This is a genomic window from Bradyrhizobium sp. 1 (genome assembly GCF_023073315.1).
In the GTDB taxonomy this organism is placed as follows: Bacteria; Pseudomonadota; Alphaproteobacteria; order Rhizobiales; family Xanthobacteraceae; genus Bradyrhizobium.
In genome coordinates this window covers 382,750-395,937 of sequence record NZ_JADPJH010000026.1, presented here as the reverse complement: position 1 = coordinate 395,937, position 13,188 = coordinate 382,750, and the positions used below count along the sequence as shown (strand labels likewise).

Annotated in this window: 12 protein-coding genes; 4 read left to right on the top strand and 8 right to left on the bottom strand. The window is 65.2% G+C overall.

The genetic code is table 11. The features are described 5' to 3' along the window. The first annotated feature begins 127 nt into the window (after positions 1–127). Positions 128–1,390, top strand: a complete 1,263-nt coding sequence (locus IVB29_RS22280) for an NAD(P)/FAD-dependent oxidoreductase (RefSeq protein ID WP_247505538.1) — start codon at positions 128–130, stop codon at positions 1,388–1,390. A gap of 140 nt (positions 1,391–1,530) precedes the next feature. Here the strand turns inward: IVB29_RS22280 and IVB29_RS22275 are convergent, their stop codons facing one another. Together IVB29_RS22275 and IVB29_RS22270 are read right to left on the bottom strand one after the other, a co-directional pair. Beyond that, on the bottom strand, positions 1,531–2,742 hold the full coding sequence (locus tag IVB29_RS22275) for an ABC transporter substrate-binding protein (protein ID WP_247505537.1): 1,212 nt from the start codon (positions 2,740–2,742) through the stop codon (positions 1,531–1,533). A gap of 38 nt (positions 2,743–2,780) precedes the next feature. After that, entirely contained in the window at positions 2,781–3,989 is a 1,209-nt protein-coding gene (locus tag IVB29_RS22270) for a cytochrome P450 (protein ID WP_247505536.1), read from the bottom strand. 83 nt (positions 3,990–4,072) lie between these two features. On the opposite strand from IVB29_RS22270, the gene IVB29_RS22265 reads away from it, so the two are divergent. Further along, positions 4,073–4,579 (top strand): MarR family transcriptional regulator, encoded by a 507-nt coding sequence (locus IVB29_RS22265; protein ID WP_247505535.1) that lies wholly within the window; start codon positions 4,073–4,075, stop codon positions 4,577–4,579. A gap of 378 nt (positions 4,580–4,957) precedes the next feature. On the opposite strand, the gene IVB29_RS22260 is transcribed toward IVB29_RS22265, so the two are convergent. After that, the gene (locus IVB29_RS22260; protein ID WP_247505534.1) at positions 4,958–6,814 is read right to left on the bottom strand and encodes a feruloyl-CoA synthase; all 1,857 of its coding nucleotides are present in this window, start codon (positions 6,812–6,814) and stop codon (positions 4,958–4,960) included. A gap of 150 nt (positions 6,815–6,964) precedes the next feature. Here IVB29_RS22260 and IVB29_RS22255 point away from each other — a divergent pair, with 150 nt between their 5' ends. Further along, positions 6,965–7,459: a MarR family transcriptional regulator gene (locus IVB29_RS22255; RefSeq protein ID WP_247505533.1), complete on the top strand. Its 495-nt coding sequence runs from the start codon at positions 6,965–6,967 to the stop codon at positions 7,457–7,459. A gap of 194 nt (positions 7,460–7,653) precedes the next feature. Beyond that, on the top strand, positions 7,654–9,456 hold the full coding sequence (gene atzF, locus IVB29_RS22250) for an allophanate hydrolase (RefSeq protein WP_247505532.1): 1,803 nt from the start codon (positions 7,654–7,656) through the stop codon (positions 9,454–9,456). A 114-nt stretch (positions 9,457–9,570) separates the two neighbouring features. Here the strand turns inward: atzF and IVB29_RS22245 are convergent, their stop codons facing one another. From IVB29_RS22245 to IVB29_RS22225, 5 genes are all read right to left on the bottom strand, one after another. Further along, complete coding sequence (locus IVB29_RS22245; RefSeq protein WP_247505531.1) at positions 9,571–10,293, bottom strand: GntR family transcriptional regulator; 723 nt, start codon at positions 10,291–10,293, stop codon at positions 9,571–9,573. A 4-nt stretch (positions 10,294–10,297) separates the two neighbouring features. Next, positions 10,298–10,690: an oxalurate catabolism protein HpxZ gene (gene hpxZ / locus IVB29_RS22240; RefSeq protein WP_247505530.1), complete on the bottom strand. Its 393-nt coding sequence runs from the start codon at positions 10,688–10,690 to the stop codon at positions 10,298–10,300. A 1-nt stretch (position 10,691) separates the two neighbouring features. After that, positions 10,692–12,086, bottom strand: a complete 1,395-nt coding sequence (locus tag IVB29_RS22235) for an AtzE family amidohydrolase (RefSeq protein WP_247505529.1) — start codon at positions 12,084–12,086, stop codon at positions 10,692–10,694. 7 nt (positions 12,087–12,093) lie between these two features. After that, the gene (locus tag IVB29_RS22230; protein ID WP_247505528.1) at positions 12,094–12,276 is read right to left on the bottom strand and encodes a DUF4089 domain-containing protein; all 183 of its coding nucleotides are present in this window, start codon (positions 12,274–12,276) and stop codon (positions 12,094–12,096) included. A 17-nt stretch (positions 12,277–12,293) separates the two neighbouring features. Beyond that, a partial coding sequence (locus IVB29_RS22225; protein WP_247505527.1) for an ATP-binding cassette domain-containing protein occupies positions 12,294–13,188 on the bottom strand: 895 nt, incomplete at its 5' end.

Below are 13,188 nucleotides of genomic sequence, written 5' to 3'. Positions count from 1 at the left end.
CCTGCGGCGCTTTTTCGCGGGGGATCGATACACCCGGCCTATATGCCCATTGATGACGACTATTGGACCGCGGCACCCAATCCGCACTTAAATGCAGAACAGACTTGGCGAGATTCGAGGACACACCATGACCACGACACCGCATCGCGTCGTCATCGTCGGAGCTGGTTTTGGCGGGCTGGAGACGACCCACCGGCTTGCGGGCGCGCCGGTCGAGATCACGCTGATCGACCGCCGCAACCATCATCTGTTCCAGCCTCTGCTGTACCAGGTCGCGACCGCCTCGCTCGCGACCAGCGAGATTGCCTGGCCGGTGCGACATCTGATGCGCGACCGGCGCGAGGTGACGACGTTGTTTGCGACCGTCAGCGGCGTCGATGCTGACAGGCGCTGCGTGCTGATCGACGACGGCAGCGAGGTGCCCTACGACACGCTGGTGCTCGCGACCGGCGCGCGCCACGCCTATTTCGGCCATGACGAATGGGAGCAATGGGCGCCCGGCCTGAAGACGCTGGAGGATGCCACCACCTTGCGCCGTCACATCCTGGTGGCGTTCGAGCACGCCGAGCGCGAGACCGATCCGGCCAAGCGCGCGGCGCGGCTGACCTTCGTCATCGTCGGCGCCGGCCCGACCGGCGTCGAGCTTGCCGGCACCATCGCCGAAATGGCGCATCACACGCTGCCCGCCGACTTCCGCAACATCGACACCCACAAGGCGCGCGTCGTGCTGATCGAGGCCGGCTCGCGTGTGCTCGCCGGCTTTCCCGACGATCTCTCGGCCTATGCGCAGGCGTCGCTGGAAAAGATCGGCGTCGAGGTCGTGCTCGGGCAAGCCGTCACCGAGATCAATCGTGAGGGCGTGGTGTTCGGTGGCAAGCTGCTCGAGGCGAAGACACGAATCTGGGCCGCCGGCGTGCGCGCCTCGCCCGCGGCGGAATGGCTGAACGCGCCGGCCGATCGCGCCGGGCGCGTGCAGGTCGAAGACGATCTCAGCATTCCCGGCCATCCCGAGATCTTTGCGATCGGCGACACCGTTTTGATCAACGCCTGGGACGGTAAGCCGGTGCCCGGCATTGCGCCGGCGGCCAAGCAGCAGGGGCAACACGTTGCCGAGACCATCAAAGCCCGCCTGCGTGGCGAGAACAAAGGAGCGTTCCGCTACAAACACTCCGGCAGCCTCGCGCAGATCGGCAAGCGGCTCGCCGTGATCGACTTCGGCAAGATCAAACTACGCGGCACCATCGCATGGTGGATCTGGGGCATCGCCCACATCTACTTCCTGATCGGCCTGCGTCACCGGCTGAGTGTCGCGCTGAGCTGGCTCTGGATCTACGCGCGAGATCAACGGGCAGCGAGGTTGATCACGCAGGGGAGCAGCAAGGTGGTGTAGGGCGCCTCTCTCGTGTCCCGGACGCGGCGCGGCATGAAATGACGCGACGCAGAGCCGGGACCCAGCAGCCATGGGCCCCGGCTCTGCGGCGCAACGCTTCGCGCTGCACCGCGTCCGGGGCACGAGACCGTTGCCGCCCCCTACTTCACCAGCTCGCACCCACCCTCCGCCAGCGGCCGGAACGCCTGCTCCGCGGGAATCGTCGAGACCAGCTTGTAATAGTCGTACGGATATTTCGACTCGTCCGGCTTCTTCACCTCGAAGAGATACATCGGATGCACGACGCGGCCGTCCCGGCGGATGACGGTGTCGCCGAACAGCTTGTCTTTACCTTTGAACTTCTTCATCTCAGGCACCGCGTCCTTGGCACTGTCGCTGCCGGTCGCCGCGACCGCATTGAGATAGGCGAGCGTGGACGCATAGACGCCGGCCTGGTTGCCGCTCGGCATCTTGCCGTTCATGCCGGGCCGCGCGGCGAAGCGTTTGGCAAAGGCGCGGGTGTCGTCGTTCATGTCCCAGTAAAAGGCCTCCATGAGCTGGAGGCCCTGCGCGACCTTGAGGCCCATGCCGTGGACGTCGTTGATGAAGAGCAGGAACGCCACGAGCTTCTGCCCGCTCTGCTGCACGCCGAACTCGGCGGCCTGCTTCACCGCGTTGATGGTGTCGCCGCCGGCATTCGCAAGCCCGATCACCTGCGCCTTAGAGCCTTGCGCCTGCAACAGGAAAGAGGCGAAGTCGGAGGTGCCGAGCGGATGCTTTGACGAGCCCAGCACCTTGCCGCCGTGCCCCTCGATGTATTTCTGCGCTTCCGCCTCGATGCCCTTGCCGAGTGCGTAGTCGACCGTGAGGAAATACCACTCCTTGCCGCCGCGCGACATCATCGCGGCCGCCGTGGTGTTGCCGGTCGCCCAGGTGTCGTTGACCCATTGGATCGTGTTGGGCGAACAGGCCTTGCCGGTGAGGTCCGAGCTTGCCGTCGACGACGCCAGGAAGGTCATGCGGCTGTCGCGCAGCAGCGTGTTGATGGAGAGGCCGACCGCCGAATTCGGCACGTCGACGATGGCGTCGACGCCCTCGACATCGAGCCATTTTCGCGCGATGGCGTTGCCGACGTCGGCCTTGTTCTGGTGGTCGGCATAGACGATCTCGACCTTGATGCCCTTAGCCCCGCCGTTGAAATCCTCGGCGGCCATGCGCGCGGCCTCGACCGAGCCCATGCCATTGGTGTCCTGAAAAATCCCGGAGATGTCGTTGAGCACGCCGACGCGCACGACATTGTCGGAAATTTCGGCGCCCGCCGTGCCACTGACAAGGCTCGCAGCGAGCGCGAGCGTCCACTTCAAGTTCTTCATCGTTCCTTCCCCCATTCGTTGTTTCGTTGTCAGTCGCATCAGGCCGGCGTGATCGTCACCGGCAGGCTGTCGAGCCCGCGCAGCGTGTTGTTGAAGCGGCGCTTTGGTTCGCCGGTCATCTCGATGCTGGCGACGCGACGCGCCAACGCCGAGAGCATCGTCTCGCCTTCAAGCCGCGCGACGAGCTGGCCGACGCACATGTGAATGCCCGAGCCGTAACCGACATGGCCGGACGTGCGTCGCGCGATGTCGTAGCTGTCCGGTTTGTCCCAGCGCCTGGGATCGCGGTTGGCGGCGGCGAGGAACATCAGCACCTTCTCGCCCTCGCCGATCGTCGCGCCTGACAGCTCGACCTCGCGCGTGGTGGTACGGAAGAAGGTCTGCACCGGACTTTCGAAGCGGACGGCCTCCTCGAAGGCATTGCGCGCGAGCGTGAGGTCGCCGCGCAGGCGCTCCCATTGATCAGGAAAGCGCGCGAGGCAGTAGACCGCAGCGCCGATGCCGTTGACGGTGGTGTCGAGACCAGCCGACAGCAGCGAACGCACCAACAGCGGCGCTTCCGTCGCCGTGATCGCACCCTCGTCGACATGGGCGTGAATGCAGGCGCCGATACCGCCGGGAGTCAAATTGTCGCGCTGACACTGCTCGGTGACATAGGCCTGATGCGGCGCCGAGCGCGCGATCGCCTCCTTGCGCAATTCGTTCGGCGGGCCGAACGCGTTGAACACCAGGCTCGCATAGGGAATGAGGTTCTCGCGGCCCTCGGGCTTCAGGCCCAGCGCATCCGGAAAGATCGAAAGTGGGTAGGCTTCGGCCAGATCAGGAATCGCATCGAAGCTGCGTTTCTCCAGCAGCGCATCCACGCGCTCCTCCGCCGCGGCTGCGAAGCGCTCGCGCAGTCCCTTCATCACAGTCGGCGACAGCACCTTTGAGAGCACGGCGCGGGTGCGAGTGTGCTCGGGCGGATCGGCTTCGAGGATCAGGCTCTGCGGCCGCCACGGCGTCTCCTTCTTGAAGTCGGACAGGCCGACGCCGCGGCTGGAGCAGAAGGTCGCGGGATCGTTCAGCACGGCATGGACCTCGGCATACCGCGCCACACCATAGAGCTTCCACTTGTCGAGATAGACGACCGGCCCCGTCTCCCGCAGCAACTCATGGGTTGGATACGGGTCGGCGAAAAAATTCATGTCGAAGGGATCGACGTCGAGATGCGGGACGCCGGATGCGGTCGAGCCGGGTGCGCTCATAAAGGTCCTCCCTCATTTTGATCTTGTGAAAGCGCCGCGCTTACCCTTAGGTCTTCCCGCACGAAGCGAGACAGAATCCCGATATGCCGCCGTCTACGACCAGAGCCCGCCAAAAGCCTGCGCCCGCCGAGACCGGGCCGACGCTCGATCTCGATCGCTACGTTCCGGCCTTCATCACCTTCATCGCCAACAAGCTCTCGAACAGCGCGACCGCGTTCTATCAGAAGCAGTTCGGCGTCAACGTCACGGAATGGCGGATCATGTCGCTGCTGGCGATCGAGCCCGGCATTCCCGCCTCGCGCATCTGCCACGTCATCGGTTTCGACAAGGGCCCGGTGAGCCGGACGCTCGCGGGCCTCGAAAAGCGCGGTCTGGTGTCGATCCGCACCGACCCGAATGACGGCCGCACCCATTCGATCTCGCTGACGGCGAGGGGCCGCACCACGCATGACAAGGTCATCGTCGCGGCCTTCGAGCGCGAGCGGCGGCTGTTGTCTTGTCTGAGCAAGGAGGAGCGCGAGGTGCTGATCGATCTGTTGCGCCGGCTGCACGAGAATTTGGGGGCGGTGACCGGCGGCACAGAGGCCTGACAGGTCGCGCGCCGGGCGCACTCCGCCGTTATTCCCAGGCATGCGCCAGCGCTTGCCCGCGGCCCCCTCTCTGCCGAGCATCGTTTCCTCCGATCCGACGCAGCGGTTTCCCCGCCGTCATCCTTGTCAGGAACGGTTCGCACAAATTAGTTGCTACGGCAACAAAAGAATCATGCAGGATATTGCGGCAGAATAGCTGGCCTGTTTGCTTTGCCCCCCTCTCGTGTCCCGGACGCGCTGCAGCGTGAGACGCTGCTGCGTAGAGCAGGACCCATGCGACCAAGCGCACTGAGCGAGATAGGCCCCGGCTCCGCGGCGCATCACTGCGTGCTGCGCTGCGTCCGGGGCACGAGAGGAAGCCGACGCGGATAGCGGCGTTTAACTAGCGCAGCCGATCCATTCCGCCGACGCATCATCATTCAACCGCGTCACCGCATCCGCACGTCGCGTCAGCACGGCGCGCTGGTTGATGTAGCCCTTGTCGGTGATCTCGCCGCCGTCGACCGATGGCGGCTCGGCAAGCAGCAGCGCACGGGTGGCGTGGCCGGCGGAGTTGGCGCCCTGCTGCTTCAACTTCGCGAGGCCCTGCGCGGTCGTGGTCCTGACCTTGTCATGCGCGATCACCTCACCGACGCTTGCCGTCTCGGGCAGACCTGCATGTGCGCGGCACGCGGCGATATTCGGGAACACCAGAAACCGCACCTCGTCGCCACCATGACCTGTCACGACGATATCCTGCGCGAGCGGCGCCAGCGCGGCGATGCCGGCGAGGCGGAGTGTGCCGACGCTCACCCAGGTGCCGGAGTTGAGCTTGAAATCTTCCGCGACACGGCCGTCGAAGAACAGGCCGCGCTCGGGCCGCTCGGCATCTGCAAGCTTCACCGCGTCGCCGATGAGATAAAAGCCTTCTTCGTCAAAGGCCTGCTTCGTCAACTCCGGCGCCTTCCAATAGCCCGGTGTGACGTTGGGGCCGCGCACGCGCACCTCCAGCTTGTCGCCGGAGCTGACGAGCTTCAGTTCGGTGCCGGGAATCGGCACGCCGATATTGCCGGAGCGTTCGGCGAGGAAATGGCAGTCGGTCGCAAGCGGCGAGGTTTCGGTCGAGCCCCAGGCCGAAACCATCGGCAGCGCACGGCCGACGGTCTCGACGGAAAGCTGTTCGAGCGCATCCCACAAATTCTGCGGCAAGGCCGCGCCGGCATAGAAGGCGAATTTCACCTCGCCGAAGAAGCGGCGGCGCAGTTCCTCATCACCGCGCAACGCCGCGATCAGCATGTCGAAACCGCGCGGCACGTTGAAATAGACGGTCGGCATCACGCTTTTCAGATTGGCCAGCGATGTCGCAAACAGCCCGGGCGCAGGCTTGCCACCATCGATATAGAGCGAGCCGCCGTTGCGCAGCACGAGATTGAAATTGTGGTTGGCGCCGAATGTGTGGCTCCACGGCAGCCAGTCGAGAATGACGAGATCGCTGCCGGCCTGTTCGAGGAAGGTCCATGTCTGCGCCTTGGCCTGCTGGCTCGAGGTCAGCATACGCTGGGTGTTGATGACCGCCTTTGGCGTGCCGGTCGAGCCCGAGGTGAACAGGAATTTTGCGATCGTATCAGGCGTCACCGCAGCAAAGGCTTTTGCGACGTCCGCGGTTTCAGGCGTTGCCGCAACTGCGCGGAAGGCGAGCGCATCGGCATCGCTCGCATTGCCGCTGATGATCTGCGCATGATGCAGCGGCTTGATCGCGGCCAGCGCCGCCGCGAATGGCTTGGTCGCGGAAACGTAGATCGCACCGGGCTGAAGCAGCGAGATCATGCCCTTGAGCTTGTCGAAGTCCTTCGACATCAGCGAATAGGCAGGCGAGATCGCCGCCGAGGGGACACCGGCATGCTGGGCGGCCAACGCAAGCAACGCATGATCGATACTGTTGTCGGAGAGAATGACGACGGGGCGCTCGGCGCTGAGTCCCTGCGCTAAAATCCACGACGCCGCCGCGCGGACGCGCCGCAGGGCACCCGCATAGGTCATGGTGGCCCAGGGTGCATCGGCGCCGTCACGCTCGGCGAGGAAGATCGTATCGGGCGTCTGCCGCGCAAAATGCTCCAGCCAGTCGCCGATGCAACGCGCGCTCTCGCGAAGAGGCTCGGGCGAGCGCAGCACGACGCTGCCGTCGGCGCGATGCTCGGCGACGGTTTTTGGCGTTGCGAACAGGTTCGAAGCGTCGCCAGGTGCGGCGGTTGTCATGGTTTCCTCCTCCGCCCGGATGCCCGGATCGGCCGCAGCCTCGTTCCGGGCTGCTTTGGTCATAATGTTGGGCAGGACAATTGTTGTCGTCAACAACAATCTTCCGCTCGAGGCATCGAGGCGCTAAGCTTGCCCGCGAGGAGACGAGACGTGACAGCCAGCGCAGCCCAGACTTCCCTACGCAAACTCGCCGGCAACGGCGCCGCGCGGCGGATCGATACGGACGAGATCGGCGTCGACGCGCTGGTCGGGCACGCCGGCTATGCGGTGCGGCGCTTCCAGATCTGGATCTTTCAGGACTTCATCAGGACGCTCGGCGATGTCGACATCAGGCCGACGCAATATTCGGTGCTGACGGTGATCGGCGCTAATCCCGGGCTCTCGCAGATGGCGGTGGCCAAGCGGCTCGGCATCGAGCGCGCGCGACTGGTGCATCTGCTCGACAGCCTGGAGCAGCGCAGGCTGGTGAAGCGAATCAAGTCGAAGACGGACCGCCGCTCCCACGCTCTGCACCTCACCGGGCAGGGCGAAACGGCACTGGCAAAATTCAAGCGGCTCGCCGCCGAGCACGAGCGGCACGTCGAGGCCAGGATCGGCAAGGCGAACCGGGAGCGGCTGCTCCAGATCCTCGCCGACTTCACTTGATCCGGTCTGCCTACGATTTGGGCAGATGCCCGTAACAGGGCGCTGGCGCGGCGACCCGCTCAATCATCGAAATATCCCCCAACATACTGATCTCACGATAATATCCGCGGCACCCGCGCTGCCCGGTTTCTGTACACAATGGCACATCGCTTGCTTCAATCCGGGTGAGGACAAGTTGCCGGAGTTTTGTCGCCATGAGGGCTGAAATGGGGGCTGAGCAGCCTGAAACGATCGCCGCGCTTGTGGCCGCGCATCGCGCCGGCACTGTCACGCCGGTGCAGACGATCGCGCGGACCTATCAGCGCATCCGCGACCACAACGATCCCGCGGTGTTCATCAGCCTGCGCGACGAGAAGGACGCGATCGCGGAGGCCGAAAAGCTTGCCGCAAAAGATGCCGCGAGCCTGCCGCTCTACGGCATCCCGGTTGCGGTGAAGGACAATATCGACGCGCTCGGTTTTCCGACCACGGCGGCCTGCCCCGCTTTCTCCTATACGCCCGCGCATGACTCGACCGCGGTGGGGCGGCTGCGCGCGGCCGGCGCCATCATCATCGGCAAGACCAATCTCGACCAGTTCGCGACCGGTCTCGTCGGGGTGCGCTCGCCCTACGGCATTCCCAAAAATTCGATCCGCGAGGATCTGATTCCCGGCGGATCGAGCTCGGGCTCCGCGACCGCAGTCGGCGCGGGCCTCGTACCGCTATCGCTCGGCACCGACACCGCCGGCAGCGGCCGCGTGCCGGCGATGCTCAACAACATCGTCGGGCTCAAGCCGAGCCTCGGCATGATCTCGACTGCCGGGCTCGTGCCGGCCTGCCGCACGCTCGATTGCATCTCGGTGTTTGCGCTGACGGTGGACGACGCTGCCCTCGCACTATCCGTAATGACAGGGCCGGACCAGGCCGATCCGTTCTCGCGCGACCGGCCGCTTGGCGCGATCACCCCGTTCCCCGCCAATCTGCGCCTCGGCGTGCCGCGAAACGGGCAGCTGATCTTCTTTGGCGACAAAAAGGCGGAAGCGGCATACGCCGATGCACTGAAGCGCTGGACGTCACTCGGCGCAACGCTGGTCGAGTTCGATCTCGAGCCGTTCTACGAGACGGCGCGGCTGCTCTATGAAGGACCCTGGGTTGCCGAGCGCTATCTCGTGATCAAGAATTTGCTCGCGTCCGCGCCTGATTCGATTCATCCGGTGACGCGCGAGATCACCGCGGCCGGCGCGCGGCTGACAGCAGCCGACACCTTCTCCGCGCTCTACCGCTTGCAGGGCCTGCGCAAGATCGCCGAGCGCACCTTCACCAATATCGATGCACTGGTGCTGCCGACGGCGCCGACGGCCTATACGACCGCGCAAGTGCTCGCCAATCCGATCGAGCTCAACAGCCGGCTCGGCACCTACACCAATTTCGTCAACCTGCTCGACCTCTCCGGTCTCGCAATCCCCGCAGCGATGCGCGCGGACGGCATTCCGTTCGGCATCACGCTGCTCGCACCCGCAGGACGCGATGCGCTGCTTGCCAGCATCGGTCGCGTATTCCATGCGGATACGAAGCTGACTGTTGGTGCAAATGGCGTGGCGCAAGCACCGCTCGCGCCGCTTGCTGCAAGCGGCATTGACGAGATTCCGATCGCGGTGGTCGGCGCGCATCTCTCAGGAATGGCGCTGAACGGCGAGTTGAAGGCGTTGAACGGCAAGCTGATCGAAGCGACGAAAACCGCGCCGGACTACAAGCTCTACGCCCTCAAGACCACGCCGCCGAAGCCCGGCATGCTGCGCGTCGAAGCCGGCACGGGCGCGTCGATCGAACTGGAGATCTGGTCGCTGTCGTCGTCCGCCTTCGGCAAGTTCGTCAACGCGATCCCTGCGCCGATGGCGATCGGCACGATCAGGCTCGCAGATGGTCGCAGCGTAAAAGGGTTTCTCGTCGAGCCGGAGGTGCTGGGCGAAGCGCGCGATATCACGGCGTATGGCGGCTGGCGGAAGTTCATGGCGTAAGCCGCGAAGGCGCAGGTCTCGTAGGGTGGGTTAGCGTAGCGTAACCCACCAACGTCTATCTCCGCGGAGGCGAACAGGGGTGGGTTACGCCTTCGGCTAACCCACCGTACGACATCACACCGACACCGCGTAGATCTCATACTCCCCGCGCACCAGCTCGATATGCGCGCGCATGGCGGCGGCGGCGCCCTGCTTGTCGCCGCGCATGATGGCGACGACGACGCGGTCGTGCTCGGCTTGCGACTTCGCCAATCGGCCGAGATTGCGGAACTGGGCGCGGCGGAACGGCTGTACGCGCACCCGGGTGGCCAGCGTGATCTCGGCGATGTAGCCGTTCTGCGAGCCCGCATAGATCGCGTTGTGGAAGCGTTCGTTGACCTCGTGGAAGCGATCGGGATTGCCGGCGTAGCTGAGAACCCGCAGCTCTTCGTGAATGGCTTCGAGCCCATGACGCTCAGTGGCGGTCATGCGTTCGGCGGCAAGCCCGGCGCACATTGCCTCGAGCTCCGCCATCGCCTCGAACATGCTCGTCAGCCGTTCGAACGAGGGTTGCGCCACCACCGCACCGCGATGCGGCCGCGCCTCGACCAGACCGCTCGCCACCAGCTGTCGCAACGCCTCGCGCACCGGCGTGCGCGAGACGCTGAAGCGCCGCGCAATATCGGTTTCATCAAGCGGCGAACCGGGCGCCAGCGTTCCACGCACGATCTCGTCGGCAAGCTGAAGCCGCAGCTCCTCGGCGCGCGTGATCTTGTGCACGCTCGGTTGCGCCCGGTCGACGCGCGGCACCACCGGCTCGGCCGGCATTGTTCCGGGCGGAAGATCGTCAAGCGTCATACGGTCAGGTCTCTTTCGGCTCGTCGATGATGCTGACATGGGCCGCGGCGACGCGCCAGCCCTCCGGGAAGCGAATCCAGGTCTGCATCTGACGGCCGACCCTGCCGGGCGCGGTGTCGCGATAGAACAGGGTGGAGGCGACGGCCGTGTCGCGGCCATAGCTAGTGATCACGGTTTTCGCGGTGCGGCGACTGAGCCCGACCGGAGAGCGGCCGGCCCGAAAACCGGAGATCGCCTCATAGCCGTAGAGGTTCTCGCCGATGCCGTAGCGCAGCGTGCGGGGATCGTTGCGAAAGAGTTCGCCGAGCACGGCGACGTCGTTGGTGATCAACGCCTGCTCGTAGCGGTCGAACGCGGCTTTGACTTCCGCGAGCACGTCCGGGAGATCGATCTCCATCTCAAAATCCTCTCGGTGCGGGTGCTGCGGCTACGCCCATCTTCTCCAATGCGTACGCGACGCGCAGCGCGATGTCCTCGCGCCAGGGCGCGCAAATGATCTGCACGCCGATCGGCAACGGCTCGAGCGGCACCGGCACCGCGACCACCGGCAAGCCGATGAACGAGATCGGCTGGGTGTGGATGCCAATATTGGCGCGCACCGGCAATTCGACGCCGCCGAGCTCGAAATTGACCTGGCCGAGTTTTGGCGCGGTGCAGGGCGTTGCGGGCGCGATCAGCACGTCGACCGATCTGAAGATCTCGGCAAATTGCGCGCGATACCAGCGGCGGAATTTTTGCGCGCGGTCGACCAGCGGCGCCGGCACCATGGCGCCCGCGATCAGGCGGTCGCGCACCGCCGGATCGAAATCGTTGGGGCGCTTGCGCAGGCGATCGAGATGCAGCGAAGCACCTTCGGTGGTGCTGATGACATAGGCCGCCGCACGGGCGCGCGCGGCTTCGGGCACATCGACCACGCGCGTCGCGCCGAGTGCCTTGGCGACGCGGCTGACGGCTTCGACGGCCTCGGGAAACAAATTGTTCTGAAAGTAACCGCCGGCGGTCGCGATGCGCAGGTCCGAAACCGGATTCGCGATCAGCGGCAGCGTCGGCTCCAGGCCACGCGTGGTGCAGGCGGCATCATCCGCATCCGGGCCCTGCATCGCATCATAGGCGAGCGCAAGATCGGTGACGGAGCGCGCGAACGGGCCGAGATGATCGAAGCTCGCAACGAACGGAAAGGAACGCGCGCGAGACAGCCGGCCATAGGTCGGCTTCAAACCAAAGATGCCACAGAACGACGACGGCACGCGGATCGAGCCATTGGTGTCCGATCCCAGCGCAAGCGGCACCAGCGCGCCGCCGACGGCGCTGCCGGAGCCACCGGAGGAGCCGCCGCTCATCCGCGTGGTGTCATGCGGATTGCGCGAGGGACCGTCGTGGACGTTTTCCCCGGTGAAATCGTAGGCGTATTCGCCCATGTTGAGCGCGCCGACGAGGACTGCGCCGGCGGCCTCCATGCGCTCGATCAGCGTCGCATCGCGCTTGGCCTTCGGCAGGTCGCGGTTGATCTTCGACCCGGCGAGGGTCCTCAACCCTGCAACGTCGAACAGATTCTTAACCCCAAAGGGAACACCGGCGAGTGGGCCAACCTGCTTACCGTCAGCAACATCGGCATCGATGGCAATTGCCTTGGCACGAGCGCGCCCGAAAGTGAAGTCAGTGAACGCACCGAGCAGGGCGTTGTTCTCGGTGATGCGTTGCACCGCCGCTTCCGTGACTTCGACCGCAGTCAGCTTGCGGGCGGCAATAGCTGCGGCGATCTCCGCAGCTGTCATTTCGGGATACACCGTCATGGCAGCGTCAGACCGTAAAAATCGGCGCCGGCTCGGTCTCGTCCGGCAGCGCGAATTCATCGACCAGGCGGCCCAGCCGCAGCGACACTTCGAGATTGGCGCGAACCGCCGGCCTCCAGGCCTCTTCGACCGGCAGCGCCAGCGCTTTGGAAACGGCGTCGATATAGTCGTCCAGGGCTTCGGCGGCCATTACGCTCCCAAACAATCTCAGTGAACCGGCAACGGCGGATGCGGGATCGCCGTCAGCAGCTCCTTGGTGTAGTCGTCCTGCGGATCGCTGAGGACCCTTTCGGAGGAGCCCTCTTCCACGATTCGACCCGACCGCATGACAATGACACGATCGCACAACAAGCGCACTACATTCAAATCATGCGAGACGAACAGATAGCTCATACCTAGCCGCGCCTTGAGGTCCTGGAGCAGATTGAGGACCACGGCCTGGACCGAGACGTCCAGCGCCGCTGTCGGCTCGTCAAGGATAACCAGCTTCGGGTGCAGGGCGATGGCGCGGGCGATGCCGACCCGGGCCTTCTGGCCGCCCGACAATTGGTGCGGGAAGCGATCCAGCAGGTTGTGCGGCAGGCCGACCATGGTGGCGAGCTCCTCGCAGCGGAAGCGCAGCGCGTCGCGCCCCCTGACGTCGCCGAGTTGCATGATCGGGTCGGCGATGGCGCGGACGGCGGTGAAGCGCGGGTTGAGGCTGTCGGTCGGGTCCTGGAACACCATCTGGATGCGGCTGCGCTGCGGCCCCCGCGCAAAGGAAGCGGGCGCCATCGCACCGATGTCCTCGCCGTCGAACTGGATCAGGCCGGAGGTCTGGTCGAGCAGCCGCATCACCATCATCGACGTGGTCGATTTGCCGCACCCGGATTCGCCGACGAGGCCGACGCTCTCGCCATGGCCGATCGAGAAGCTGATGCCGTCGACGGCGCGGAACACATCGGGCTCGACCGGCGGCTTGCGGCCGAACAGCTTTCCGAGCGTCGCGGTCGCGCCCTGGCGGGGGTACTCCTTGACGAGTTTTTCAATGAGGAGGAGGGGTGCGCTCTCGCCACTGCGCCCCTTCTCCCCGCTTGCGGGGAGAAGGCTGGGATGAGGGGGA